We start from the raw sequence: 25429 nt of genomic DNA, 5'->3' as shown, positions 1-25429 counted from the left end.
CTCCGGCCTCGTTCTCGTCCGTGCGTCAGCGGTTACTGGGTCAGGCTGCGAGCTAGCGCGAGCGGCGTGAAGAGCTGACCGATGATCTGCGTCATCTTGCCCGGTGCATTGGCTGCGGCGCTGGAGACGTAGATCACGTCCTTGTCCTGCATCTCGACCCGCTGCGACAGAAAATAGCTGTCGGCGCGGATCATGTTGAGGCGGTAGACGATCGGCTTGGGCTCGGCACCGAGCGAGGTGTCGTACCGGAACAGATAGACCGCGGCCGGGTCTGCGGTCCGCTCGCTCGGGCCTCCGATCCGTGCCATCGCTTCGGCCAGCGAAAGCGAACTTGCGCCGAACGCGACCTGCGAGACCTTCTCGGTTGCACCGAACACCAGGAATGTCCGTGGCCGGTTGAACAATTCGATCCGGTCGCCTGGCAACAACGCGATATTCTGATCGCCCGACGCGTTGATTTCACTCAGTCGTGTTTCTGCAGAGCGCGCGCTGCGGGTAACGCGCACGATCATGTCGTTGGGCTGGTTGGTCGTGCCGCCGGCGCGGGCGATCGCATCGAGCAGCCGTTCGCGCGGCAGGCCCAGTTCGAACCGGCCGGGCGTGCGTATGTCCCCCGAAACATAGAATACGTTGAAGGCGTTGGTTTTAACCGCCACGACGACCTGAGGGCGTTGCGACAAGCCGATCATGCCCTGTTCGATCGTCCGCTCGACCTGACCAGGCGTCTTGCCGACAACCGACACGCGACCGACATACGGCAACTGCACGTTGCCGGACGAGTCCACGCGAACGGTAAGATCGGTGCCCGATGCCGATGGTGTGAAACTGCTTTGGGCGGCGGCGCCGTTGCCACGCGTGAACAGAGTCACGCCAACTTCGAAAATGCCGATCGACAGCGTGTCGCCGGGGCCCAGCGTATCGGTACGGCCGACTTCGTCCAGCGTCGCGAGCGGCGTGGTGGTGGCGCCGTGGATGGCAAGACGCGCGGTGGTCGCCGCGTCGATATCGACGATCTGGAATCCCGTTTGGTTGTCCTTGGTCTCCGCGCGGCGGATTTGTGCGGAGGTCGGCCCCGCGGCAGGTAGGGTCGAGCACCCCCAATTGCGCCAAGTCCCACAGATATAAGGATGATCCTGGTCGATTGGCTGATGTATCGTCGACGCCGTTTGTAAATCTCAAATGTCGTCATCGATAAGTCTTTCAATAGACTGGCCGAAGATATCTAACTATCGGCCTATGTTTACCGATATACCGTTAAATGAGACCAAAGATGAAAACAATCAAATCAACGTGGCGATGGCGGAAAGCTTTGTAGTCTATGATGCACGTCGGCGGCTTCCTGAATCGTGTCATATAACGTGACGACGCCGCCGAATACCACCGCGCCGCGTTCGCAATATCGAAATAATGCGTGGGTATCGTGCGATACCATGACTAGGGTTCCACGGTCGCGGCGCGCGGTAAGTGCCTCTTCCGACTTGATTCTGAAACGTTCGTCTCCAGCGCCCGTAATTTCATCGACGATGTAGCAATCAAAGTCTATGGCGAGGGAGACGCCGAATGCAAGACGTGCGGACATTCCTGCCGAATAGGTATTGACAGGTTCATGAATATAGGAACCGAGTTGCGCAAAATCCTGAACATAGTCGAGCAGTTCTTGCGGATCCCGGCCATAGATCCGGGCAATGAAGCGGGCATTGTCAGCGCCGGTAAGCCCGGGTTGGAACGCACTGGCATAGCCGATCGGCCAGGATGTAGTCATGGTACGTTTGATGATGCCAGACGTTGGCGGTTCGACCCCCGAAATCATCCGCATCAGAGTCGACTTTCCGACGCCATTTGCGCCACATACACCAATACTATCGCCGCGTTTTATGATCATGTTGATGTCGTTCAGAACCGGGTTCTGAAAGCCGCGACCATGATATTTCTTGTAGACGTTCTCGAAGGCGATCATCGCGTCGAATGCTCCGCATGGAAGGGATGATATCTGGGCCTGTACTCGACCAAGCCCTCCATAAGAAGGTGAAGATCGCCGTCGACGCGCGATTGGCAGGAACTGGCGGTACGGGGGTTGCGACTTATCGCCGGGCGGTGCTCGCCGCGCTCGCCGCGGCGGGCCGTACCACGCTGGCCTTGCGCGATGACTCGATCGGCCGCTTCGGTGCGCCGAGCACGCGGCGGGCGGCGGCATCGCGATGGCTCTCGGCATGGTCTTCGCGACCCCGCAGCGTTTCTGCACGACCCATTGCGGCCGGGCGGGCACCGGTACGCGCAACGTCGGACCGCGAGACCGCGGGCTTGTGGCGGCGCGACATCTTCAGGCTCGCGCAGGTCCATTTCGCGCGGCACGGTACGCTGTTGCGGCTCACCCCGCCGGAGCCGGTCGGCATCATGCATTGGACCTATCCGATCCCTGCCGTCGTCGAGGGCTGGATCAACGTCCACACCGTGCACGACGTGATCCCGTTGCGCCGGCCCGATCTGTCCCCCGTCGCTGCGGAGCGATTGCGCGCGTGCCTGATGGCGATCGCCGCGCAGACCGACCGGATCGTCACGGTATCCGCCTGGGCGCGCCAGACCTTCCTCGAGATGCTGCCGATTCCGTCGGAATTGATCAGCGATTGCGGCGGCGGGTTGGTCGGGCTCGCCGGAACGCAGGAGGCGGGCACGCCGTGTTCCAGCGACACGCCTAGCGCTCGTCTCGGGCGTAGAGGCGGCGTCTTGCCGTATGATCTGCGCCCAGACGGCTATCTGTTCTTTTGCGGAACGATCGAGCCGCGCAAGAACCTCGCCCGGCTTGCGGTCGCGTGGCGGGCCAGCGGCTGCGGCGTGCCGCTGGTGATGGCGGGGCCCATTGGTAGCGATGGCGCTGATGGCGAAGGTGCTGGCGCCGATGCGTTGCGTTGCGAACTCGAACGCGCCGGCGTGCTGGTCCTGCCGTACCAGGACAGGTCGGTGTTGATCGACCTGATCCGCAACGCGCGGGCGCTCGTCTGCGTGTCGCTGGAGGAGGGGTTCGGCTTGCCGGTTGCGGAAGCGATGGCGCTCGGAACGCCGGTCCTCACCTCCAACGGTGGCGCGCTGGCGGAGATTGCAGGCGGCGCCTGCCTGCTGGTCGATCCGCTCGATGCGCAGGCGATCGCCGAAGGGCTCCGGCGGATCGTCGCCGACGATGTCCTGTGCGCCGCGTTGACGAGGCGCGGGTTGGCGCGAGCGGAGGTCTTCAAGCCGCTGGCGTTCGGCCGGCGACTGACGCCGCTGTACGACCGGCTGATCGACGCGCGGATCGCCGATGGCGTGTGGTCCGAATTGGAGACCGCGGGTGAACGCTGACGTGCGGATCGCGATCGACGGGTTCAACCTCGCCTTGCCGCATGGCACCGGGGTCGCGACCTATGGCCAGGCTCTTGGCGACGCGATCACGTCGTTGGGCGTGCGCCTGGACGGCGTATTCGGGATACCCGTCGGGATTCACCCGGAGCTGCGCGAGATCCTGTTCTACGAGGCGCTCGGGCGGGGAATTCCGCAAGGCCCCGGGCTCGCGGCGGTGCGGGCGGTGCGGGAGTGGTTCGGCCAGTATCGGCGGACGCAGATGTTCGACGTTCCGATGCGGGGATTGATCGTCCAGGGCGCGATCGCGCGGCGATTGCCGCGCTTCGAGCGGATCATGAGTTCCGCCCGGCTGTTCGAGCGTGCCGACCGATATTTCGCGCGGACCGGACGGTTCCTGCCGATCCGGGTCTCCGATCCACCGCACATCATGCACTGGACCTACCCCGTGCCGATCCGGATGCTGGGCACGAGCAACGTCTATACGCTGCACGATCTGGTGCCGCTCAAGCTGCCCTATGCGACGCTCGACCGAAAGCGGCTCTATTACCGGATGACCGAGACGATCGTGCGCGAGGCGGACCATGTCTGCACCGTGTCGGAGTCGAGTCGTGACGATGTGATCGCGCAGTTCGGTATCGCCGGGGACCGCATCACCAACACCTATCAATGCGTCTCGACCGCGCAGACACGGCAGGACCATGTCGGCGACGTCACCGCGTTGTTCGGGCTGAAGCCGCGTGGCTATTTCCTGTATTATGGCGCGATCGAACCCAAGAAGAATGTCGGTCGGCTGATCGAGGCCTATCTCGGCAGCCAGGTAAAGACGCCGCTCGTCCTGGTCGGCGCGGGTGCGTGGCAGGCCGACGAGGACCTTCGCCTGCTCGCGACCGGAGCGGCCGGATCGCACAATGCCTTTGGCAGGCGCGTCGCGAGCCAGGTCATCCGGTTGCAATATCTGCCGCGCGCGCTGCTGCTGCAGCTGATCGAGAACGCCAAGGGGGTGATCTTCCCGTCATTGTACGAGGGGTTCGGGCTTCCCGTCCTCGAAGCGATGCAGCTTGGCACCCCGGTCATAACGTCGGATCGGAGTTCGTTGCCGGAGGTCGCGGGGCAGGCGGCGCTGATGGTGGATCCGTACGACGTCGGCGCGCTGACCGCCGCCATCCTCGCGCTCGATACCGACGACGCGCTGGCGGGCCGGCTCGTGGCGGCCGGCACCGAGCAGGCGCAAGTGTTCACGCAGGATCGCTACCGCGCGCGACTCGGGGCGATGTACGACACGATCTTGGCGAAGGCCCCACGGGCCGGTCGCCACATGCCGAAGGGGTGGGAGTAGATGGCGACCCGTATCCAGCCGCGCGGCACGCTGCGTCGGGGCCTCAAGGTCCAGGGAAACGTGATCGGTGCGCTGATCATGCGCGAATTGCATACGCGCTATGGCCGCGACAATATCGGCTATGTCTGGCTCATTCTCGAGCCGATGATGCTGGCGACGATGATCGCCTTGCTGCACCAGCAGACCGGCGGGCATTTCGGCAGCGACATCAAGCCAGTGCCGTTCGCGCTGATCGGCTATTGCATCTTCATCATGTTCCGCAGCATCTTCGGCCGTGCCGAGGGCGCGCTGGAGGCCAATCTCCCGCTTCTGTATCACAAGACGGTGACGATCTTCGACGTCCTGCTCGCACGCGCGCTGCTCGAAGCCGCGGGCTGTATCCTGTCGTTCATGATCTTGATGGGGCTGGCGGTGGCGACCGGCCTGTCAGATCTTCCCGCGCGCCCTCTTTACGTATGCCTTGGCGTGGCGTGCATGTTCTTTCTGGCCTTTGGTCTTTCGCTCATCGTCTGCGCTTTTACGTTCGAAAACAGAGCGATGGGACGATTGGTCCATCCGATTGCGTACATCATGCTGCCATTGTCCGGTGTCTTCATCATGATGCAATGGGTGCCGGCAAAGTTCAGGCCGTTCTTTTCGTTCATTCCGATGTCGCATATTTTTGAAATGTTGCGATACGGATGGTTTATCAGCGCGGTGCCGTACTTTATCGACGCATGGTATCTCGCGGGCTGGATATTTGGATCGACCTTGATCGGCCTGCTGGCGATTGCTGCCGTCAAGCGCAAGATACATATGCCGTGACGATCCGTGACGGCGCTATACTCGGCCTTTACTGGCGGTCCACCCTCGGAGAATATCATGGTGCACGGTTTCATGTCCCCGGCGACCGCCGCACCGGCGGCGCTGCCGAGCCTCGGGGAGCGATGGCGTCAGGCCCGCACGCAATATGGCTGGTTCTTCGTCGTGGTGCTGCTGCCGTGTCTGGCCGCCGCGCTCTATCTCTACGGCTTTGCCGCGGACCAGTATGAGTCCGAAGCGCATTATCTGGTACGCGCGCAGGGTGCGCCGGCATCGAGCGGATCCAGCATCGAAAAGCTGCTCGGGGCGAGCGGCAGTGCTGGCGGCGGCGGTGGCCAGGGCGAGGCCAACAGCGTCGCGGACTTCCTGCTGTCGCACGACGCGGTCGATGCCCTGAGCAAGCAGAGCGCGCTGATCGCCCGGTTCCGCCGCCCCGAGGCCGACGGCCTGAGCCGATTGCCCACCGCCGATCCGACCCCCGAAGCGCTGCTTAAATATTACCGCAAACAGGTCGACGTCCATTACGACACCGACACCGGCATCACGACGCTGAAGGTCCGCGCGTTCCGGCCGGTCGATGCCTATGTCATCGCCCGCAAGCTGCTCGGACTGGGCGAAGGCCAGGTCAACACGATGAACGTCCGGTCCTATGCCGATGCGGTCAAACTGTCGCACCAGCAACTTGCCGAATCCGAAGCGGCGCTGTCCCAGGTACAAGCGCGGATGACCGATTTTCGGCAGGACAGCAGGGACGTGAACCCGCAAGGGACCGCCGAAGCGCAGATCGGCCTGGTATCGAAACTCCAAGCCGAACTGTCCGCCGCCCGGTCGCAGCTGGCGACGACGGTCAGCCTGATCGGCACGCGCAACCCGCAATACGCGGCCCTGTCGCAGCAAGTGCGGTCGTTGCAGTCCCAAGTCGCGGCACAATCCGCCAAGCTCGCGGGTGGCGGCAATGCGATCGCTGCCGGGCTGGGCGATTACGAGCGCCTCCGCATGCAGCAGGGGTTCCTGTCGAAACGCTACGACGCGGCCTCAGCGGCTTTCGAAGCGGCACGCCAGCAGGCGGTGCGCCAGCAACTCTACATCGTCCGGATCGTCGACGCGAACATGCCGGTCCGCTCCGAATATCCCAAGCGCGCGCTGTCGCTGCTCACGCTCTTCATCTCGTTGATGGTGGTGTATGGCCTTGGCTGGCTGGTCGCCGCCGGTGTTCGGGAACATGCGAGCTAAGCGCGGCGGCATGTCGTCACGCAGCATGACGAGCGACCGTAGGACCAGCGTCCTGCCGCTGTTGCGCGCACCGCCCTTTCCCTGGGTGGCGCCGGTGGCGATCACCGTGGCGGGCGGCACTCCACCCAGTCTTGCGGAGGCGCGTCTTGCGCTGGACGCATTGCGTATGGCGCGCGTCGGCGGCGCGTTCTGGGACGGCGAGAACGATCCCTGGACGCAGGTTGCGGATGGTCGCTTGGTGCAAGCGGATCCCGCCGACGACCTGGCGATCGTCGCTTGGCTGTCGGATGTGACCGTGCATGACGCGGGCGGGGCGATCGTCGATCCCGCGCGGATCGAACATGCCTGTCTGGAGCGGCTGACCGCGTTTGCGTGTCACGATCCGTTCGAGGATCGCCCCGCGACGCTGACCGAGACGATCGCACGGCTGGCGGGGTGGCGCAGGACGCTCGACGCCAACCGGAAAATCGGCGTGATGACCGGGATGGCGCGATGGAAGCGCACCACGATCGGTAGGTTCCTGTGGGACGGGCGACGGAGCCCGGATGCCGCCTCCGCGAAAAAGGCGCTAGCCTCGGCGCGTCGATCGGGGCGGGCGATCGCCGGCTGGGCGTCGCGGATGCCGTCCGATTACGCGCGCGACGTGCAAGCGGCGGGACTCGCGCTACAGATCGTCGAGGACGGTTTCGTGCGATCGAGCGGCCTTGGCGCCGATGGCCGCGTGCCGAGTTCGGTGACGATCGACACGTGCGGCGTTTATTACGACCCTGCACAGCCAAGCGATCTGGAGACCCTGTTGCAGACGCACGCGTTTTCCGACGCGCTGATCGATCGGGCACGACGTCTGCGTGGCATGATCTGCGACTCTCATATCGGCAAATACGGAATCGATGCGGGGGCGTTCGCACCGTTGCCCGATCGACGGTGCGTACTCGCGATCGGGCAGGTCGAGGATGATCGCTCGGTGCTGTGCGGCGGCGGCGGGGTGACCTCGAACGTCGAATTCCTGGCCCGCGTACGGCGTTGCGAGCCCGACGCGTTCATTGTCTATCGACCGCATCCCGATGTCGTCGCCGGTCACCGAAAAGGTCATGTGTCGCCGTCGGCCGCCGCCGAATGGGTCGATCGGATCGACCAGGACAGTGCATTGCTGTCGCTCGTCGAACGGGTCGATGCCGTCCATGTGCTGACATCCTTGACCGGGTTCGAGGCGCTGATGCGTGGACGCCCAGTGACGGTACACGGCCGCCCCTTTTTCTCCGGTTGGGGGCTTACCGAAGACCTTGTCGAGAAACCCGACCGTCGTCGTCGGATGCTGACGATCGATCAGCTCGTTGCCGGCACGCTGATCCTGTACCCGCGGTATATCGATCCGGTCACCGGACTATTCTGTGACGTCGAAACGCTCGTTGCCCGCATCGCGGCGGGGCAGGGGCGCTCCGATACCGCGTTCAACCTGATGCGCCAGATACTCGGACGAGTCCGGCGGCGGGGCATCGTACTCGCGACAGGCCTTCGATGACGCCAGCAACCGACGCCAAGCAGACGTTTCTCTTCCTGCAGGGACCACATGGTGGCTTTTTCGACCAGCTGGCGTCCGCGCTGGCCATGCAGGGGCATGCGGTACGCCGGATCAACCTGAATGGCGGCGATCGCGCCGACTGGAGCGGATTCTCGACCGACTATCGAAGCTCGCTAAAGGGCTGGCCGCTGTTCTTCGATGATTTTGTCGTCGATCATCTCGTCACCGACGTCATTCTCTTTGGCGATTGCAGGCCGCATCACGCCTCTGCGCACGGCATGGCCAAGCTGCGTGGCATTCGCGTCCACGTCTTCGAGGAAGGCTATATCCGCCCCGATTTCATGACGTTGCAGGAAGACGGCGTGAACGGGAATTCGAAATTGCCGCGTGATGGTGACTGGTATCGCGAACAGGCTGGCCGGCTGTCGGGATTTCCTCCGGTAGAACCCGTCCCATCGAGCTTCGCACGTCGGTTGCGCGAGACCAGCCGCTATACGATCTTCAGCGCGCTTACCCGTCCATTATATCCATTCTATCGATCGCACCGCTCCGCCGCGATGTTGAGCGAGGCGCTTGGCTGGGCAGTGCATTTCGTCACCAAGCGCCGCGAGCGCAGGCGGTCCGCCGCGTTGATGACGGCGATCCGCGACACCCCGTATTTCGCGCTGCCGCTGCAATTGAACTCGGATTATCAGATCCGCGTCCATTCGCCGTTTCGCGACATGCGTGCGGCGCTGCGGTTCATCATCAAGAGCTTTGCACGGTCGGCCCCGGCGGGGGTCAACCTGATCGTCAAGCGACACCCGCTCGACGGCGGATTGTCGAGCTGGCGGCGGTTCGTCCGCCGCGAGGCACAGCGGTACAAGGTCGCCGATCGGGTCTTTTATATCGGCGACGGCGATATCTCCGATCTGGTTGCCAAGGCCCGCGCGGTCGTGACCGTCAACAGCACGGTCGGCACGCTGGCGCTGAACTCGGGCGTGCCGGTGGCGGTGCTCGGCGAGGCGATCTACGATATCGAAGGAATCGTCCGGCGCGAACCGCTGGACAATTTCTGGGCCGATCCGCCGCCGGTCGACACGGCGCTGTATGATGCGTTCAAGCGCGTGCTGATCGATCGCTGCCTGATCCCCGGCGGCTATCTGAGCGACGCAGGGATCGCGATGCTTGTACGGCACGCCGAACGCCGCCTGACCCGCGAGCCGGTAGACACGGTGCACGCCGACCGGGGCGCGGACGGTGGACCCGATGTGCCCGACATGCGTGACGGAGACGGTGTTTGAAGCCGTTTCGCGCGTTTGCGCCGATGTTGCTTACTCGGACTCTGGTGCCGCGTTGGCTCGGTGGGCGCGCCAGCGTGGACGCAGAAGTCGTGCTCGATCTGTCGCGGTTGCTGAGCCGATCCTATCATGTGACGCCGACCGGGATCGATCGCGTCGAGTTCGTCTATGCGCGCGAATTGCTGAACCGTATTCCGGACCGACTGGCGTTTGCGGCGGTGCATCCCGCGGGCGGCTATTATGGGCGATTGCCGGTCGGGGCGGTGCGGCAGTTCCTCAGCTTTACCGATGCGCGATGGCGGAACCCGGACGTTCTCGATCCGCATGCGGTGCGGGCCGCCGCCAACCGGCACCTGCTGGCCCTACGGCCACGGCCGGTGCCGACCGATGACCGGCACCGCATCTATCTCCAGGCATCGCATCATCATCTCGAGGATATCGATTTGGTCGCGGCCATCCTGAAACGCGAACGCGCACGGCTGATCTCGCTGATCCACGACGTGATCCCGCTGACTCACCCGGAGTTCGCGCGGATCGACGGTCATGCGCGGCACCGCGACGTCATGCGGACGATCGACCGTCATGCCAGCGGGATCATCGGCAATTCGGCAGCGACGATCGATGCGGTCGGCCGGCATCTGACCGACGCGCGCAGCGAGCGTGTCGTCCGCGTCGCGCATCTCGGGACAGACCCGGTCGAGCTGCTCCCGTCCGCTCGCCCGGCAATCCTATCATCGGTTCCGGACGGTCCGTATTTCGTGTGCGTCGCGACGATCGAGCCCCGCAAGAACCATCTGTTACTGCTCAACGTCTGGCGCAGGCTGGCCGAGAAGCTCGGCACCGCGGCGCCGAAGCTTGTGCTGATCGGCCGCCGCGGGTGGGAAAACGAAAATGCGATCGACATGATCGAGCGCTGTGCCGCGGTGTCGGGCCATGTGATCGAGGCGTCGAACATGTCCGATCGCGAGATGCAGGCGGTGCTCGGCGGCGCGCAGGCCTTGCTGTTGCCCTCGTTTGCCGAGGGCTTCGGCATGCCGGTCAGCGAAGCACTCGCCGCCGGGCTGCCGGTGATCTGCAGCGACATCGCCGCACTGCGGGAGGTTGGCGGCGAGGCGCCCGACTATCTCGACCCGCTCGATGGTCTTGGGTGGCTGGAGGCGGTCATCGCCTATTCGCGACCGGAATCGCCGCGTCGTGCCGCGCAACTCGACCGGATGGCGCGGTGGCAGCCGGTGAGTTGGGGCCAGCACATCGACGTGGTCGAAGCGACGATCGACGCGGTCGTCGCGATGGCCTGATGGCGCAGGCCTGATCGGCCGGCGTCACCGCGCTTCAACGATCGCCGCGGCGGACGATGATCCCGAACGAGGTCGTGACATACTGACCGAGCGCGAGCTTCAGATGGTTGTCCGCCGAATAGGGGGGCACGTCGACATAGGCGTCCTGCTGCGTGTCGCCGAGATCGTATTTGATCTGCGCGACGAAATGCCCGCGCGAGACGAGATCGACCGCGAGCCGTTCGAAATCGCGACGCCGGAACAGGACAGTACCGCCGCTATCGATCGTCGCATCATTTGAGGTGAGGTTGAGTTCGGTGGTGTGTACCGCGAGCCCGCCCGGATTGAGGCACTGGACCGCGTTGCGGACGAAATCGAGACCGGCCTCGATCGATCCGAGATGCTCGTACGCGCACGACGACCAGGTGAAGTCGAACCCGCGCAGGTCGGCGGGAATCGCGTTCATGTCGGCCACGCGGAACGCGACGTTGCGATCGAAGACGTCGTTTGGACAGATCTCGGGATAGCGAAGCTGGTCGAGGCCTTCGCTATGCTGGTTGGTCAGGGTCCAGTCGCGGCTGCGGACGTCGTCGGCGGCAAGATCGGTCGCCACGATCGAGCACCCGATCGCCGCCATCGCTGCGGGCAGGGGTTCGATGCCCACACCGAAGCCCAAACCGCGCGCCCCCGCCTTGAGCATCCCGTAACGCTCGAGCGTCTGCAGGATATAGACGAATTCCCATTGCTTGCGATGGCGGTGCTTCGCCAGCTTGAGACGTTCGAGCCACTGGTCATAGGCGGGCTCGTTGAACTGCGATGCGGTGCAGGTCTGCGATACCGGATCGGCCAGCGTCGCCTTGCCGTGTGCCAGCAACCGCGAGGCGCGACGGAACACGCGTTGGCCGAAGATCGACTTGCGCGCCGCCTCGACCTGCTGCTCGAAATGCGGTTGGCGGACGGCGGCGTCGAGCAGGATCGTGAACGACTCCGCGATGGCATCGGTCTCGGTATAGAGATGCCCGAGCACCGCATATTGCATGCCGTCGACCGCATCGAAGGTGAGCCGCATGGTCCCGCCGGCCGCGACGATCTCCTTCACCGCGATCGGCCAGGTCTTGATCGTCTCCGCTGGGCGCGATCCGTCGAGCGGCAACGCGTTGACCCGAACGATCATCGAGCCAAGCGTTGCAGTCAGCCCGGTAAAGACGAGCGAGCATCGGACCGTGCTGCTCTCCAGCGACACATAGCGGGTATGAAAGACATAGGCCGGGTCTTCGGAGGGTTCGGAACCGCCAAGTCCTTGAATTCGGCTCGATCGGGGTGGCCAAAAGTCGAATGGACCCATGTCGATTTCAAGTGCTGTGGCACTAGCCGGCGAGGATGACGCACTTTGCATGATCGGGTCGTAGCGATGAAGAATGTACGCGTCACCCGTTATAAGGAGGTATGACCCAAAATTGTACGACTATACTTTGATCGGTTATGGCCTTCGTGCGGCTTGATCTTATAGTAGGGCGGTGAAGGCCCCGAAATAAGAGAGACCGATGAACAACTTATTTCGGACGGGCTTCGGCCGGTTGATGGGCGCTGCGTCCAGAGCCGGGGCCGGATCCGCGGCGCGATCGCCGGCGCGGATCGCAGGCGATGCGTCGCGCGACATCCGCGACTGGGCGGGGGCGATCGATGCCTATCGTCGTCACCTCGAGACCTTTCCCGGCGATTTCGCCATCCAGGTTCAACTCGGGCACGCGCTCAAGGAAGTGCGCGATTTCGGCGCATCGATGGAGGCGTATCACGCCGCCTACAGGCTTGATTCGCGCGATTCGGACCTGCTCGTCAACATCGGTCATCTGCACAAGATGCGCGGCCGGCAGGCGGCCGCGTGTTTCGCCTATGTCGCGGGCTATGCGCTCGACGCCAATGCCGATGCGGCGACCGAGCTTGGCGATCCGCAACTCGCCGCGGACATCGAGGCTGCACGCGACGCGTTTTCTACCGATCCGACCCGCGACCCGGTCGTCCTCGCGGTTGATGTCCAGGTATCGGATGCCGCATTGATGCCGGACCATATCGTCGGTCACGGTGATGCAATCGAGACCTCGCCGCTGTTCGACGCGCACTGGTACCGACAGCGCTATGGGGTGGGCGCGGACCTGGATGCGGCACGGCATTATACGACCGTCGGCGCCGCCGAAGGCCATGAACCGCACCGGCTGTTCGACAGCCGCTTCTATCGCTCGCAGGTGACGGGCGAACTGCCAGCGGGCGCGAACCCGCTCGATCATTTTCTCAAGGTCGGCGGTCCGAACGGGCTCGATCCACATCCGTTGTTCGCCGGCGACTGGTACCGCGAACACCATCCCGCCGCGGCCCGGACGGGCGTCATACCGATCATCCACTATCTGACGCATGCCCCGCACGAGAGCGCCGGCCCGACGCCGTTGTTCGATGCGCTACGCTACCGCGAGGCGACGCCCGACATGGCGGCGGGCGACGCGACGTTCGCGCATTATCTGGACTATGGCGACGCCGCGGGCGTGGCGCCGATCGCCGGGCTGCAAACCGGTCGGATCCTCAAAACCTTTGGCGGATCGCCGGTCGGCGGCGAAAGCGCGCTCGAACTCTACGTGCATTTCCTCGGCCGGAAGCAGGCCCTCGCCGGCGCGACCTTCGACCTGCTCGCGCCGTCGGACCTCGGCGTTCGCCCACCGCCGTTGCCCCTCGAGTCGATACGCCCTGCAGACGAACGGATCGCTGCCGCGAGCGAGGTGGTGCAACGGCTGCTCGGCGATACCGCCACCGGCGAAGGCAGGCCGTCCCCCGACCGGTACGCGCTGGCCAAGCTCGATCTGTTGCGTCGCGATCCCGACCAGCTCGATGCGGTGGTCCGCGATCTGCACGCCGCGACCGCCGCGACCGCAAGCGAGGTGGTGACGATGTTCGGCGTGTTGCCGCTGCACGACGTTGGCGATGCCGGTAGCGATGGCTTTCCGGCCGGCGGGGTGCTCGACCGCTACCGGACCGGTCAGCGCGATCTCGCACGGCGGTTCCGGCTCGATCACGACCGCGTCGGAACCGTGACCGGCGGGGTCACGATTTCGATCCTGCTGCCGATCTACCGCTCGCCGGTCGTGTATCTGGAGCGGGCGATCCTGTCCGTTCTCGCGCAGACCTATGCCAATTGGGAATTGTGCATCGTCGACGATTGTTCGCGCGAACCTGCGTTGACCGACATCGTCACGCGGTTCTGCGCGGCCGATGCGCGGATAAAATTTGTCACATCGCGGCGCAATAGCGGGATCGCGGAGGCGACCAACCGCGCGCTCGATCTCGCCACCGGTGCATATGTCGCGTTGTTCGATCATGACGACATGCTGACCGTCGATGCGCTCGAAATCGTCGTGGCGCGGATCGATGCGTCACCCGACACCGACTGGCTCTACAGCGACGAGTGCAAGATCGGGATCGACGATCAGCCCGACGAACTGCTGACCAAGCCCGACTGGAGCCCGGCGCTGCTGCTGTCGGTGATGTATACCGGGCATCTGTCGGTCTATCGATCGACGCTCGTCCGATCGGTCGGCGGTTTTCGCAGCGCGTATGATTTCTCGCAGGACTATGATCTTGCGCTCCGCATTTCGGAGACCGCGCCGACCGTTCAGCACATCCGCGACGTCCTGTATGGCTGGCGGATGATCGAGGGTCTGCTGCAAGCGGTGGCAAGCCCGAGGCGCGGCTGACCAACATCGCTGCGGTCCAGGCGGCAATGGATCGCCGTGGCTGGACCGGTCGTGCGGTCGCGTTGCCGGCATCGAATCGCCCGCGTGCGGACTATGCGACGTTCGATCAGCTCGTCTCGATCATCATCCCGTCGGACGACGCCGGGCATATCGTCCGGACGGTCATGTCGATCGTCGCATGGACCGCCTATCCCCGATACGAGATCGTGATCGTCACCAATTCGCGGACGGCGGCGCAGTGTCGCGAGTGGATGGACGGACCGCGCATCCGTTTCGCGATCTTCGATGCGCCGTATAATTTCTCTGCAAAATGCAACGCCGGTGCCGCGCTCGCGCAGGGCGATTATGTCGTATTCCACAATGACGACGTGCTGGTCATCACGCCGGACTGGATCGAGGCGCTGCTGGAGCAGCTCGTCCGCCCTGGCGTCGGCGGCGTCAGCCCCAAGCTGCTCTACGAGAATGGCCGCATTCAATATGCCGGCATGGCGGTCGGATTGCGGCAACTGACGGGAACGACGTTCCACGCCTTTCCGCGCGATACGGCAGCGCATTTCAACCTGGCGCAATCGACGCGCGACGTCGGCCTGTTGTGCGGCGCGTGCTTGGCGATGCCGACCGGGCTATTCCGGAACCTTGGCGGGTGGGATGCGCTGAACGTCGGCATCGCCCATTCCGACGTCGATCTCAGCCTGCGGCTTCGCGAGGCGGGATACCGGCTGGTCTATACGCCGCATGCCGAACTGATCCATATCGGCCATGCCTCGATCGGCGCCTCGATCGGCGCCGCGATCGGCGTCGATGCCGATCTGCCCGCGGGGTCGCGCTGGAAAAAGAGCAAAGCCGATATCTTCCTGCTCAAGCGCTTTCCGTCACTGATCGCCGACGATCCGTATTTCCCGCCAACGATGAGCGGGATCAGCTACATCGACTCGCAGGAACCCTATCGGATCCACCCCGCCACACTGCGCTACGCTGGCGACGGGCCCGACATCCTCATCGTATCGCACGACCTGACGAACAGCGGCGCCCCGCGCGTCGCGGCGGACATGGCGATCGCGCTGAAACAGTCGGGCGCATTCGTCGTCGTCACGTGCCCGACCGACGGACCGATGCGCGCCCGTCTTGCCGAGGCCGATATTCCCGTCATCATCGATGCACTTGCGCTGACCGACCATGCGAGCTTCCGTGATTTCGCGCGCAATTTCGATACCGTGATCATCAATACCGTCATCGGCTGGCGCGCCGTGAAACAGCTCGATTCGGAGACCGAAGTGCGCTGGTACATTCACGAATCCGGGCTGATCGACGAGATGGTGCGCGACACCGACGGGTTCCGCGTCGTGCTGGGATCGGCGCGTAACATCCTCGCGGTCAGTACGCGGACCGCGGCGGCGCTGCGCCGGCATGGCGTGTCCTCGCGCTTGCTCGAGACTGGGATAGCGGATCCAAAGGATTTGTATCCCGTACCGGCGCGGTCGGACGTCGTCCGGATCGGCGTGTTCGGATCGTTCGAACCACGCAAAGGCCAGGATATCGCCGCGCAGGCCTTTGCGATGCTCCCGCCCGGCACGCGCGCAAACGCCACGCTCGATTTCTTTGGCCGCGATCACGATCCCGATTTCCAGGAGAAGGTCCGGCGCACGTGGCAGCGGCAGGACGGTATCCATTTTCACGGTGAAAAGGGGCATCCGGACTATTGGTATTGCCTGGCCGATATCGACATCGTGCTGGTCCCGTCGCGGGACGATCCGCTACCGCTGGTGGCGTCCGACGCACTGGCGCTGGGCAAGACGATCGTGTGCAGCGACAGCACCGGGACGGCGGATTATATCGAGCACGAGGTGTCGGGCTTCGTCTATCCAACCGCGCGCGCGGCCGACCTGTCCGCGCTGCTGGCCCGGCTGATCGAGGATCGCACATTGCGCGAATCGGTGAGGGCGCCGGCGCGCGCGGTCTATGAGGCGATGTTCACGATGGAGGCGTTCACCGAACGGCTATCGGACCGACTCGCGCCTGTTGCCGTCGGCGTTTCGTGATCGCATCCGATGACGCGGTCGCTGCGCTGATCGCACGCGCGGATTCCGCGCGCGATCGCCGCGACTGGCTGGCAGCAGCGGATGCGTATCGCGCCGTGGTGCGCGTCCAGCCGCGCAACGCCGGACTATGGGTCCAATTGGGTCATGCACTGAAGGAATCGGGTGGCATCCAGGCCGCGGGCGACGCGTATCGCCGTGCGTTGTCGATCGACCGGTTCAGCGCCGACACGCATCTGCAGCTCGGTCATCTGCTCAAGATGCAGGATGACCGTGCCGGGGCGGTCGCGGCATATGCGCAGGCGCTGCGCCTCGATCCGACGCTGGACTCCGCGCTGGGCGAACTCGTCCATCTCGGCGCTCGCGATCTGATCCCCGCGGCGACCATCGATCGTCAGGCGATGTGGCGCCGGCTCGATGCGGTGGCGGAGGCGCTGGCGGGCGCGAACGAGGCGTTGCGGGCCTGGATCGGAACATCGGCCTATCCGATGGCCGCGTATGACCGGTTCCGATCCGACGTCGCGATGCGGCCACCGCCGCCGATCTCGGCGGTTGCCGACGACGGGGGCGTGCCGATCACGCTCGCGATCGATTGTCGGGCGACGACGGCGTCGTCGGTGCGCGTGACGTTGACCGCGTTGCTCGACCAGTCGGATCCGTCCTGGGTGGCGCGGTTGGTGGATGCGTCCGGAATCGCCGACCATCCGGTCGCCAGCATGACGGTCACCGATCCACGGATCGGGTTCGACGACGATGGTGGTTATGCGTCGCGACCCGGGCTGTTGGTCAGCATCGATGCGGGCGTCATTCTGCATCCCCATGCGCTGGCCTGGCTGCGCTATGCTGCGGCACGGTCGAGCGCGGCCGCGGTCACATGCGATCACGATCATGTCAGACGCCATTGGGCGCGCGGCCAGCGTCATGCCGATCCGATACTCTACGGTGTCGACGATTCGTCGTTGCGCGCAGCGGCACCGCCCCGTCTCGTCGCGGCGCGGAACGATATGCTCCGAATGCAGCGCGACGGCGACACGCTATCGGGGGCTGGCTTACGGGCCGCGATGATCGATGCCGCGCGAGCGGCTGCATCGCCGGTCGCGCATGTTCCGCGGATCCTCGCATCGCTGTACGACGACGCAGTGGAGAGACCGGCCGCGACGGAGCTACGCGGGGCAGCGTCACCGATCGATGCCGCGGCACCTCAGATCGCAGCGCGGCGATCGCGCATCGCCATCGTCATACCTACCCGCGATGAAGCGGCGATGCTGACCGAGGCGGTCGACAGTCTCCTCGCGGTGGCAGACCAGCCCGACCGGATCAGCGTGATCATTGTCGACAACCGGAGCCGGGAGCCCGCGACGCACGCTTTGCTCGACGACTACGCCACGCGATCCGGTCATGCGGTCGTCGTCATGGACGAGCCGTTCAACTGGTCGCGCGCCAACATGCTCGGGATCGCCACCGCGCGGGCGGCGGACTGCGACCTTTTGCTGTTCGCGAACAACGACGTCGTGATGCTGACGCAAGGGTGGGACAGCGAGCTCGACCGGCTGTTGTCCGATCCGGCGACGGGCATCGTCGGCGCGCGTCTTCTGTATCCCGACATGACCGTCCAACACGCCGGCATCGTGCTCGGTGCCGGCGAAGGCCTGCCGCTGCACGAGGGGCGTCATGCCGCGTTCGACGATCCAGGGCCCGGCGGGCGCTACGTGACGCAGCATGATGCGGCGGCGGTGACTGGTGCTTTCCTCGCGATGCGGCGCGGCGTCCTGACGGAGATCGGCGGGTTCGACGGCGCGCGGCTGCCGATCGCCTATAACGACATCGACGTCTGCCTGCGCGCGCGCGCGGCGGGATACCGGGTGCGCTATTGCCCGCAGATCGAGCTGATCCACCATGAGTCGAAGACCCGCGGCCGGACCCGGACCGAGGACGAGGTGGCGTGGGACGATGCCGAACTTGGCGATCTCCATGCCGTCTGGGGCGACGCGCTGACGCTCGATCCTGGGATCAACCCGCAATGGGCGCTTGGTGGCGCGCCGTTCGACGGCCTGCGTGAGCCGGGGTTGAGCGAGATCCTCGCGTTCATCGACCGGTCCGCACGCGTCGATCCCTGGCGCGTGACGAAGGCGGGCGTGTGATGCCGCGCGACCCGTGGGACCGAAACGCGCGGCGGGCCGTTACACTGGCGTAATGGCCAAACCGGATTCCACCCCACCGCAGGACGACGTCGACGACCTCAAGGCCGCCGATGCGCAGGATCTGCACCGCGCGGTCCGCGAGGAGGGGCAGGACGAGCTCGACCGGCCAGTCTCGTCGCTGTTCTTTTCCGGCCTCGCGGCGGGCATGGCGATCGCGAGCTCGCTGATCGCCGAGGGCGCGCTCCACGCGGCGCTGCCCGATACGCCGTGGCGGTCGATCGTCGTGTCGCTCGGCTATCCGATCGGCTTCCTCATGGTCATCCTCGGTAGGATGCAGTTGTTCACCGAAAGCACGATCACCGCGATGTTGCCACTGGTGACGCGACCGTCGGGCTGGGCGTTGCGACGCACGCTGCGGCTCTGGACGATCGTGCTCGGTGCCAATCTGCTCGGTACCGCGCTGGCGGGCGGGATGATTGCGGCAGGTCTGCTTGGCGGTGGCGAACTGCGGGCTGCGATGATCGAGGTCTCGGTGGCGATCACCGAGCTGTCGGCGGGGGCGACGTTCGTCAACGCGATCCCCGCCGGGTTCATGATCGCGATCCTCGCCTGGTCGCTGCCCAATGCGCGCGAACAGTCGTTCCTGGTGATCCTGGCGGTTACCTATGTCGTCGCGATCGGCGGGTTCAGCCATTCGATCGTCGGCTCGGTGGAGGCGTGGCTGCTGCTGTTCGCGGGCAAGACCGGCGTCGTGCAGACGCTCTTCGAACTGATGCTGCCGGCGATCCTGGGCAACCTGTTGGGCGGTGCGGGGTTGTTCGCGCTGTTGGCGCATGCGCAGGTGCGCGGTGAGATGAACGGGCGGGACGAGAGCTGATGGGTGAGATCGAACGTGCCGCGAAGACTGTCGAGGCGGCGGATCGCGGCGTCACGCTGAAGGCCGCCGAGCAGCGCGACCGGCCGGCGGTCAAGGCGGTTGGGTTCCTGGCCGAGATCGGCGACCAGCCACAGCTTGTCGCGACCTCGATCGGCACCGCGGTGATCGGCCTGATCGCCCGCCGCCCCGACATGATCCGTGGCGGCGTCCGGATGCTCGCGGCGCACGCGGCGGCGACCTTCGTCAAATCCGCGATCAAGAGTTCGGTCGACCGCACCCGCCCCGAAAAGGCGATCGAGGACGGCAAGGCGACGTTCGAACCGGGCGACAGCGACGATCACGACCAGACCTCGTTCCCGTCGGGGCATACCGCGGGCGCGGTCGCGGTCGCGCGCGCAGTATCGCGCGACATCGATGGGGCAGGGGCGCCCGCCGCGATCATCACCGGCATGGTCGCCGCGGCGCAACCGATCAACGGCAAGCATTATCTGTCCGACCTCGTCGTCGGTGCAGCGGTCGGCTGGATCGCGGAGGCGCTCGTCAGCGCGGTGTTCGACCGCGTCGCGCCCGTCGTCGAGGGTCAGGTCGCCGGCATCGCCGAGCGCGCCTGAGCCTCTTAGCCGACCCGCATGCGGGCGCGCATCATGGCGGCGATCTCGTCGTCGGTGGCGACGTGATCCTCGATCACGCAGCGTAGATCGAGTCCCGAAAACCCGTGATCGGACGGTACTGCGGCCTGCGCGACGACCAGTCCGTCGCGTGCCTCGATCCGTGGTGCGCCGCCGGCTTTCACATAGGGGTGCGGCGCGTGATAGGCGTACGCTCCGGTGCTGGCGACGACGCGGCCCTGTGGATCGACGATGCTGACCACCGCGCCCGAGCTCGATTTGCGGATCACGTCCATGATCGTCGCGGCCTGCCCCTCGAAATCATATTCCAGATAGCACACGCCGATCGTCGCGTCGTCGAAGCGGACCGGCGCGACATAGACCAGCACCTTGCGGCGATCCGACCAGGGGTTTTCCCAGACATCGTCGGTCGACCATTCCTGCGATAGATCGGCCACTAGCGCGCGTTCGAACTGCGAATAGCCCCTGAAATTGACGCCGCGGACCGATGCATTGTCATGCGCGCAGACCGCCACCGCGCCGGTCGCATCGACCACGAACGCGTTGAGGAAATAGGGCGAGCAGCGGAGCAGCGCGCGCAGCCGTTCGAGCGCCTTGGCCTCGACCTTGGGCGAATCGGAGCGGAACAGGATCGCCTCGCCGATCGAATGATCCGAGGCGAGCATGCGGATGTCGATCGAGCGATCGTACAGCGTGCGGCACAGCGTGTCGGCGATCGACTGCGCCAGTTCGACCAGCCGCCCGCCCTCGACGTCGCGGACCAGTTGCTCGGCGATCGCCGCGCCCTGTTGCAGGCGCCCGAGAATCTGCTCGCGGAATGAGGCGGATGAGGTGCGCGCCTGATCAGCCAGCGCCTTCACTTCCTGCGCGACGACCGCGAACCCACGCCCGGCATCGCCCGACCGTGCGGCCTCGATCGTCGCGTTGAGGGCCAGCAGGTTGGTCCGCCCCGCGATCGCCTCCGACTGCCGCGCATGCGCCGACACCTCCTCGCCCAGCGAAGCAACTAATGATCGTATGCGGCGGGGCATAAGCAGTATCCGAAGAAGCGAGGCGCCTCCGTTAGCCGGAAATGGTTAATCCAAGATAGTCGCGAAACGGCTATAATTTGATAAAAGGCATTGATTACGTAGGGGAATATCGTCCGTTGCGCTGTGAAGAGGACAGCGCCGCGCCGGCGGTCGATGACGCTGAACAGCAAAAGCCCCGCCCGATCGCTCGGGCGAGGCTTTATGGATCCTGTAATCCTTCCCTATGCGGGGAAGGACCGTGATGGTCAGGCGACGGCAGCCTTCAGCGCGTCGACCAGATCGGTCTTTTCCCAGGTGAACATGTCACCCTCGGGCTCGCGACCGAAATGACCATACGCCGCGGTCTTCTTGTAGATCGGCGCGTTGAGCTTGAGGTGCTCGCGGATGCCCTTCGGCGTCAGGCGAACGAGCTTCGGCAGCACCGCCTCGAGCTTGGCTTCCTCGACGGTGCCGGTGCCATGCGTGTCGACATACACCGACAGCGGCTCGGCGATGCCGATCGCATAGCTCAGCTGGATCGTGCAGCGACGCGCGAGACCGGCAGCAACCACGTTCTTCGCCAGATAGCGTGCGACATACGCAGCCGAGCGATCGACCTTCGTCGGATCCTTGCCCGAGAACGCGCCGCCGCCATGCGGGGCAGCGCCGCCGTAGGTGTCGACGATGATCTTGCGCCCGGTCACACCGGCGTCGCCATCGGGGCCACCGATCTCGAACTGGCCGGTCGGGTTGATGTAGATCGCGGTGTCGTCGGTGATGAAGCCGTCGGGCAGGACGTCCTTGAACACGCCCATGACGTAATCGCGCAGAACCGCGTACTTGGCGGGATCGGCGTTGTCGCCCTTCTCGCAATAGCCCGGTGCGTGCTGCGTCGAGACGACGAGGGCGGTCGCGCCAACCGGCACTTCGTTCTCGTACGACAACGTGACCTGGCTCTTGGCGTCGGGCTCGAGGAACGGCGCGGCGCCCGAGTGGCGGTCTTCGGCCATCCTGGCGAGGATCTTGTGGCTGTAATACAGCGTGGCGGGCATCAGGCCGGGGGTCTCGTCGGTCGCGTAGCCGAACATGATACCCTGGTCGCCGGCGCCCTCGTCCTTGTTGCCGCTCTCGTCGACGCCCATCGCGATGTGCGCGGACTGGCCGTGGAGGTTGTTCTCGAAGCGGAACGTCTCCCAGTGGAAGCCGGTCTGCGCGTAGCCGATTTCCTTGACGGTGTTACGCACCGCAGCCTCGATCTCTTCCAGGACGCCGTCGGCCCACTGGTCGTTCTCGTAGATGCCCTTGCCGCGGATTTCACCGGCGAGGACGACGAGCTGCGTGGTCGTCAGCGTCTCGCAGGCGATGCGCGCCTGCGGGTCCTTGGCGAGGAACAGGTCGACGATCGTGTCGCTGATCTGGTCGGCGACCTTGTCGGGATGGCCTTCGGAGACCGATTCGGAGGTGAAGAGAAAGGACTTGCGCATGAAACCTCTTCGCAAAGGCTCGCCCAGGACAGTCCGGGGAGCGACATATAAGGAAAGCTTTATATGTCCTTCTAGCGTTGGCGACGGCGCAGGGCAACCGCGCTTGCTCGCGAGCGGCTAATCGCCGCGGCAACGAGCATCAGTGCAGCGACGATCGCCGCCATCGCATTGCCGACGCGTGAGAAGAGTGTCGGGGGAGTGCGGATGGCATCGGCTGCTCAATCGCGCCAGCGGTCTCGTGCGGTACCGTCGCGACGAGGCGGCCATCGGCGGCGATGATCGCGGAGATGCCGGTCGGGGTGGCGCGGAGGATCGGCAACCCTTCCTCAATCGCGCGCATCCGGGCCTGGGCGAGGTGCTGCGGTGGACCCCATTTGCCGAACCACGCATCGTTTGAAGGATTGAACAGGATACGGGGGCGGTGCGCGCGATCGACGACCTCACCCGAGAAGATGATCTCGTAACAGATCTGCATCCCGATCGAGCCGAAGCCGGGCAGCGTCAGGTTCGCGGGGCCCTTGCCGGAGGTGAAGTCGATATCGCCGGGCACGAGCCGCGCGAGGCCTAGCGGCTTCAGCAGCCACGGCATCGGGAGATACTCGCCATAGGGCACGAGGTGCGCCTTGTCGTACCGCCCCCGCAGCCGCGCCTGTGCATCGAGCGCGAACACCGAATTGGCCGCGCCGGAGATCTGGTCCTTGGCGTTGAACTCAAGCGCGGTGCCGCCGATCAGCAGGATGTCCTCGGGCCCCAGCAGCCGCGCCATCCGGCGGCGGAGGTAGAGCGGGCTCGACCAGCCATAGGCGTAGAACGGGTAGCCATCTTCGACGTAATCCCGGACGACGCCCTCGGGCCAGACGACGAGACGCGGGGTGGTGCCGCCTTGGCCAGACAGCTTTTCGAGCGCGGTAAGGACGCGCTCGCCATCGGTCTCGCTGCGGTCTTCCTGGCCGATATCCGGCTGGACGACACGGACCAGAGGCGTGCCAGGCGCTGGCGGCGGGGCATTGGTCCACAGCGCGGATAATCCGGCAAGACTTAACGCGGGGATGGCGACCGCCGGCAGGGTCCAACGGCGTGAGGCCAGCATCAGCAGCGCACCCGCTGCAACTATCGTGACTCCCGACAAGGCGTAGGTGCCGATCCAGGCCGATAGCCGCGCGACGCCTATTGCTGGCAACCAGACGACGCTGAGCGGATCCCAGGCATAGCCAGTGAACAGAGTCGCACGCAGCCATTCGGTCGCGATCCAGGCGGCGGCGAAGACCAGTACAAACGTCGGGTCGGGGAGCCGGGGCGCCGTGCGGCCCGCCAGGCGACCCCGCCTGCTAGCATCGGGAACACCGCCAGATACAGCGCCAGCCCGACCGCCGCGAAATAGCCGAGCACCGGCGGCATCGCGTCCTGGAAGTCGAACGCATGCTGGAACCAGTTGTTGTTCACGGTGAAATGCCCGACCCCGAACACCCATCCGCGCCAGAGTGCGCGACGCAGGGTGGGGGCGTCGTGGACGAGCTTCATCCACAGCGCGAACGCGACGAGCGTCAGCGGCCAGAGATCGAGCGGGGCGAACCCGGTCGCGGCGAGCGCGCCAAGGACGAGGCAGGCGAGGGCGGGGTAGCGGGTCACGCTGGCGCTATGGCGTGGCGGAGGGGGTGGGGCAATGTTTTCGGTTTGGTGGGGTGGGGCATGAAGAGCAGCTCCCCGCCACCTAGCACCACCCCGGCGAAGGCCGGGGCCCAATTGGAAAGGCCGCAGTAACGAAGCGCGGTTCCCCGTTAGCTACGTCCCCCAATTGGGCCCCGGCGTTCGCCGGGGTGGAGTAATGAGGGGGAAAGGCACCCGCACCAAATCTTGTTCTCCCGCGAAGGCGGGAGCCCAGACTGGACTCCCGCCTTCGCGGGAGAACAAGGACGGGCGGGCACACATCCGTGGAAATCCCACGCAATCCCCCGGGTCGACGAACCGGATCCCCCGCCCTATCCTCCCGGCATGACCCTACGCCCCTTCCACCTCGCCTTCCCGGTCCACGACCTCGCCGCCGCCCGCAATTTCTACGGCGCAACGCTCGGCTGCCCCGAAGGCCGCTCCAGCGATCACTGGATCGACTTCGACCTGTTCGGCCACCAGATCGTCGCGCATCTCGACCCCACCGCCAAACCCGTCGCGGTCGAGAACGCGGTCGATGGCCACGCCGTCCCGGTGCCCCATTTCGGCGTCGTCCTGACGATGGACGACTGGACCACGCTCTCCGAACGCGTCACCGCCGCCGGCGTCCAGTTCGGGATCGCGCCCTACATCCGCTTCAAGGGCCAGCCCGGCGAACAGGCGACGATGTTCTTTCTCGATCCCAGCGGCAACGCACTCGAGTTCAAGGCGTTCGCCAACGACGACATGATTTTCGCGACCTAAGGACTATATTATGGCCAACCCCATCACCGTCGACGTCCCCCACCAGCTCGGCAAGGCGGCGGTCCGCGCGCGTCTGGATGGCGGGATCGACAAGATCAGCGCCAGCATTCCGGGCGGGTCGGTGACCGATCATCGCTGGGACGGCGACACGTTGCACTTCACCGTCCAGGCCATGGGTCAGACGATCGCCAGCGCGGTCACGGTGTTCGAGACAAACGTCCACGCGGTCGTCGACCTGCCCGGTATTCTCGGCCTGTTCGCGACCAAGATTCAGGAAATGATCCGCAAGGAAGCGCCGAAACTCCTGCGCTGATC

21 protein-coding genes are annotated in these 25429 nt (G+C 65.2%); 14 read left to right on the top strand and 7 right to left on the bottom strand.

Going from position 1 to position 25429, the window contains the following annotated elements; translation table 11 throughout:
* Positions 1 to 32 precede the first annotated feature (32 nt).
* Both QP164_RS11945 and QP164_RS11940 read right to left on the bottom strand, forming a co-directional pair.
* The gene (locus tag QP164_RS11945) at positions 33 to 914 is read right to left on the bottom strand and encodes a polysaccharide biosynthesis/export family protein (RefSeq protein ID WP_333924243.1); all 882 of its coding nucleotides are present in this window, start codon (positions 912 to 914) and stop codon (positions 33 to 35) included.
* A 371-nt stretch (positions 915 to 1285) separates the two neighbouring features.
* Positions 1286 to 1957, bottom strand: a complete 672-nt coding sequence (locus QP164_RS11940; protein WP_333923271.1) for an ABC transporter ATP-binding protein — start codon at positions 1955 to 1957, stop codon at positions 1286 to 1288.
* Between the two features lie 68 nt (positions 1958 to 2025).
* On the opposite strand from QP164_RS11940, the gene QP164_RS11935 reads away from it, so the two are divergent.
* The 7 genes from QP164_RS11935 to QP164_RS11905 are packed head-to-tail and all read left to right on the top strand — an operon-like array spanning position 2026 to position 10806.
* Positions 2026 to 3336, top strand: coding sequence for a glycosyltransferase family 4 protein (locus tag QP164_RS11935; protein WP_333923270.1), 1311 nt, complete (start codon positions 2026 to 2028; stop codon positions 3334 to 3336).
* Entirely contained in the window at positions 3326 to 4672 is a 1347-nt protein-coding gene (locus QP164_RS11930) for a glycosyltransferase family 4 protein (protein ID WP_333923269.1), read from the top strand. Before QP164_RS11935 ends, QP164_RS11930 begins: the two co-directional genes overlap by 11 nt.
* Complete coding sequence (locus QP164_RS11925; protein ID WP_207894113.1) at positions 4673 to 5476, top strand: ABC transporter permease; 804 nt, start codon at positions 4673 to 4675, stop codon at positions 5474 to 5476.
* A 57-nt stretch (positions 5477 to 5533) separates the two neighbouring features.
* A complete protein-coding gene (locus QP164_RS11920; protein WP_333923268.1) occupies positions 5534 to 6706 on the top strand; it encodes a lipopolysaccharide biosynthesis protein in 1173 nt (390 codons plus the stop codon).
* Between the two features lie 10 nt (positions 6707 to 6716).
* Positions 6717 to 8228 carry a capsular polysaccharide export protein, LipB/KpsS family gene (locus QP164_RS11915; RefSeq protein WP_333923267.1) on the top strand — a complete coding sequence of 504 codons (1512 nt, stop codon included), beginning with the start codon at positions 6717 to 6719 and terminating at the stop codon, positions 8226 to 8228.
* Positions 8225 to 9511 (top strand): capsule biosynthesis protein, encoded by a 1287-nt coding sequence (locus QP164_RS11910; RefSeq protein WP_333923266.1) that lies wholly within the window; start codon positions 8225 to 8227, stop codon positions 9509 to 9511. The genes QP164_RS11915 and QP164_RS11910 overlap by 4 nt, the downstream gene beginning before the upstream one ends.
* Positions 9512 to 9534: 23 nt before the next feature.
* Positions 9535 to 10806 carry a glycosyltransferase family 4 protein gene (locus QP164_RS11905; protein WP_132736858.1) on the top strand — a complete coding sequence of 424 codons (1272 nt, stop codon included), beginning with the start codon at positions 9535 to 9537 and terminating at the stop codon, positions 10804 to 10806.
* A gap of 34 nt (positions 10807 to 10840) precedes the next feature.
* Here the strand turns inward: QP164_RS11905 and QP164_RS11900 are convergent, their stop codons facing one another.
* A complete protein-coding gene (locus QP164_RS11900; RefSeq protein WP_333923265.1) occupies positions 10841 to 11959 on the bottom strand; it encodes a class I SAM-dependent methyltransferase in 1119 nt (372 codons plus the stop codon).
* 370 nt (positions 11960 to 12329) lie between these two features.
* Between QP164_RS11900 and QP164_RS11895 the strand changes: the two genes are divergently transcribed.
* Genes QP164_RS11895 through QP164_RS11875 form a run of 5 tightly spaced genes read left to right on the top strand, consistent with a single transcriptional unit; the run spans position 12330 to position 20190 of the window.
* Positions 12330 to 14525: a glycosyltransferase family 2 protein gene (locus tag QP164_RS11895; protein ID WP_333923264.1), complete on the top strand. Its 2196-nt coding sequence runs from the start codon at positions 12330 to 12332 to the stop codon at positions 14523 to 14525.
* A 26-nt stretch (positions 14526 to 14551) separates the two neighbouring features.
* A complete protein-coding gene (locus QP164_RS11890) occupies positions 14552 to 16564 on the top strand; it encodes a glycosyltransferase (protein ID WP_333923263.1) in 2013 nt (670 codons plus the stop codon).
* Positions 16561 to 18702, top strand: a complete 2142-nt coding sequence (locus QP164_RS11885) for a glycosyltransferase (RefSeq protein ID WP_333923262.1) — start codon at positions 16561 to 16563, stop codon at positions 18700 to 18702. The genes QP164_RS11890 and QP164_RS11885 overlap by 4 nt, the downstream gene beginning before the upstream one ends.
* Positions 18703 to 18754: 52 nt before the next feature.
* Positions 18755 to 19579, top strand: coding sequence for a formate/nitrite transporter family protein (locus QP164_RS11880; RefSeq protein ID WP_333923261.1), 825 nt, complete (start codon positions 18755 to 18757; stop codon positions 19577 to 19579).
* Entirely contained in the window at positions 19579 to 20190 is a 612-nt protein-coding gene (locus tag QP164_RS11875; protein WP_333923260.1) for a phosphatase PAP2 family protein, read from the top strand. The genes QP164_RS11880 and QP164_RS11875 overlap by 1 nt, the downstream gene beginning before the upstream one ends.
* A gap of 5 nt (positions 20191 to 20195) precedes the next feature.
* Here the strand turns inward: QP164_RS11875 and QP164_RS11870 are convergent, their stop codons facing one another.
* The 4 genes from QP164_RS11870 to QP164_RS11855 all read right to left on the bottom strand — a co-directional run bounded on the left by QP164_RS11870 (position 20196) and on the right by QP164_RS11855 (position 24331).
* Positions 20196 to 21239, bottom strand: coding sequence for a cache domain-containing protein (locus QP164_RS11870; RefSeq protein ID WP_132736097.1), 1044 nt, complete (start codon positions 21237 to 21239; stop codon positions 20196 to 20198).
* Positions 21240 to 21484: 245 nt separating this feature from the next.
* Positions 21485 to 22702, bottom strand: coding sequence for a methionine adenosyltransferase (gene metK / locus QP164_RS11865; protein ID WP_333923259.1), 1218 nt, complete (start codon positions 22700 to 22702; stop codon positions 21485 to 21487).
* Positions 22703 to 22841: 139 nt separating this feature from the next.
* A complete protein-coding gene (gene lnt / locus QP164_RS11860; RefSeq protein WP_333924242.1) occupies positions 22842 to 23936 on the bottom strand; it encodes an apolipoprotein N-acyltransferase in 1095 nt (364 codons plus the stop codon).
* The gene (locus QP164_RS11855) at positions 23870 to 24331 is read right to left on the bottom strand and encodes a hypothetical protein (protein ID WP_333923258.1); all 462 of its coding nucleotides are present in this window, start codon (positions 24329 to 24331) and stop codon (positions 23870 to 23872) included. Before QP164_RS11855 ends, lnt begins: the two co-directional genes overlap by 67 nt.
* Before the next feature lie 363 nt (positions 24332 to 24694).
* Here QP164_RS11855 and QP164_RS11850 point away from each other — a divergent pair, with 363 nt between their 5' ends.
* Together QP164_RS11850 and QP164_RS11845 are read left to right on the top strand one after the other, a co-directional pair.
* Complete coding sequence (locus QP164_RS11850) at positions 24695 to 25114, top strand: VOC family protein (RefSeq protein WP_333923257.1); 420 nt, start codon at positions 24695 to 24697, stop codon at positions 25112 to 25114.
* Positions 25115 to 25124: 10 nt separating this feature from the next.
* Positions 25125 to 25427, top strand: coding sequence for a polyhydroxyalkanoic acid system family protein (locus QP164_RS11845; protein WP_333923256.1), 303 nt, complete (start codon positions 25125 to 25127; stop codon positions 25425 to 25427).
* Positions 25428 to 25429: the final 2 nt, after the last annotated feature.

The organism is Sphingomonas sp. LR59 (genome assembly GCF_036855945.1).
Lineage (GTDB): Bacteria > Pseudomonadota > Alphaproteobacteria > Sphingomonadales > Sphingomonadaceae > Sphingomonas.
Note: the sequence above shows the minus strand (reverse complement) of the source record. Positions and strands in the feature narration are given on the sequence as shown.

What these genes read in the sequence shown, in the direction of transcription:
- QP164_RS11870 (WP_132736097.1), bottom strand. Translation starts at nt 21,239, where the DNA reads ATGCCCCGCCGCATACGATCATTAGTTGCTTCGCTGGGCGAGGAGGTG.
- QP164_RS11845 (WP_333923256.1), top strand. Translation starts at nt 25,125, where the DNA reads ATGGCCAACCCCATCACCGTCGACGTCCCCCACCAGCTCGGCAAGGCG.
- QP164_RS11910 (WP_333923266.1), top strand. Translation starts at nt 8,225, where the DNA reads ATGACGCCAGCAACCGACGCCAAGCAGACGTTTCTCTTCCTGCAGGGA.
- QP164_RS11920 (WP_333923268.1), top strand. Translation starts at nt 5,534, where the DNA reads ATGGTGCACGGTTTCATGTCCCCGGCGACCGCCGCACCGGCGGCGCTG.
- QP164_RS11900 (WP_333923265.1), bottom strand. Translation starts at nt 11,959, where the DNA reads ATGATCGTTCGGGTCAACGCGTTGCCGCTCGACGGATCGCGCCCAGCG.
- QP164_RS11940 (WP_333923271.1), bottom strand. Translation starts at nt 1,957, where the DNA reads ATGATCGCCTTCGAGAACGTCTACAAGAAATATCATGGTCGCGGCTTT.
- QP164_RS11880 (WP_333923261.1), top strand. Translation starts at nt 18,755, where the DNA reads ATGGCCAAACCGGATTCCACCCCACCGCAGGACGACGTCGACGACCTC.
- QP164_RS11850 (WP_333923257.1), top strand. Translation starts at nt 24,695, where the DNA reads ATGACCCTACGCCCCTTCCACCTCGCCTTCCCGGTCCACGACCTCGCC.
- QP164_RS11905 (WP_132736858.1), top strand. Translation starts at nt 9,535, where the DNA reads ATGTTGCTTACTCGGACTCTGGTGCCGCGTTGGCTCGGTGGGCGCGCC.
- metK (WP_333923259.1), bottom strand. Translation starts at nt 22,702, where the DNA reads ATGCGCAAGTCCTTTCTCTTCACCTCCGAATCGGTCTCCGAAGGCCAT.
- QP164_RS11895 (WP_333923264.1), top strand. Translation starts at nt 12,330, where the DNA reads ATGAACAACTTATTTCGGACGGGCTTCGGCCGGTTGATGGGCGCTGCG.
- QP164_RS11890 (WP_333923263.1), top strand. Translation starts at nt 14,552, where the DNA reads ATGGATCGCCGTGGCTGGACCGGTCGTGCGGTCGCGTTGCCGGCATCG.
- QP164_RS11915 (WP_333923267.1), top strand. Translation starts at nt 6,717, where the DNA reads ATGTCGTCACGCAGCATGACGAGCGACCGTAGGACCAGCGTCCTGCCG.
- QP164_RS11875 (WP_333923260.1), top strand. Translation starts at nt 19,579, where the DNA reads ATGGGTGAGATCGAACGTGCCGCGAAGACTGTCGAGGCGGCGGATCGC.
- QP164_RS11925 (WP_207894113.1), top strand. Translation starts at nt 4,673, where the DNA reads ATGGCGACCCGTATCCAGCCGCGCGGCACGCTGCGTCGGGGCCTCAAG.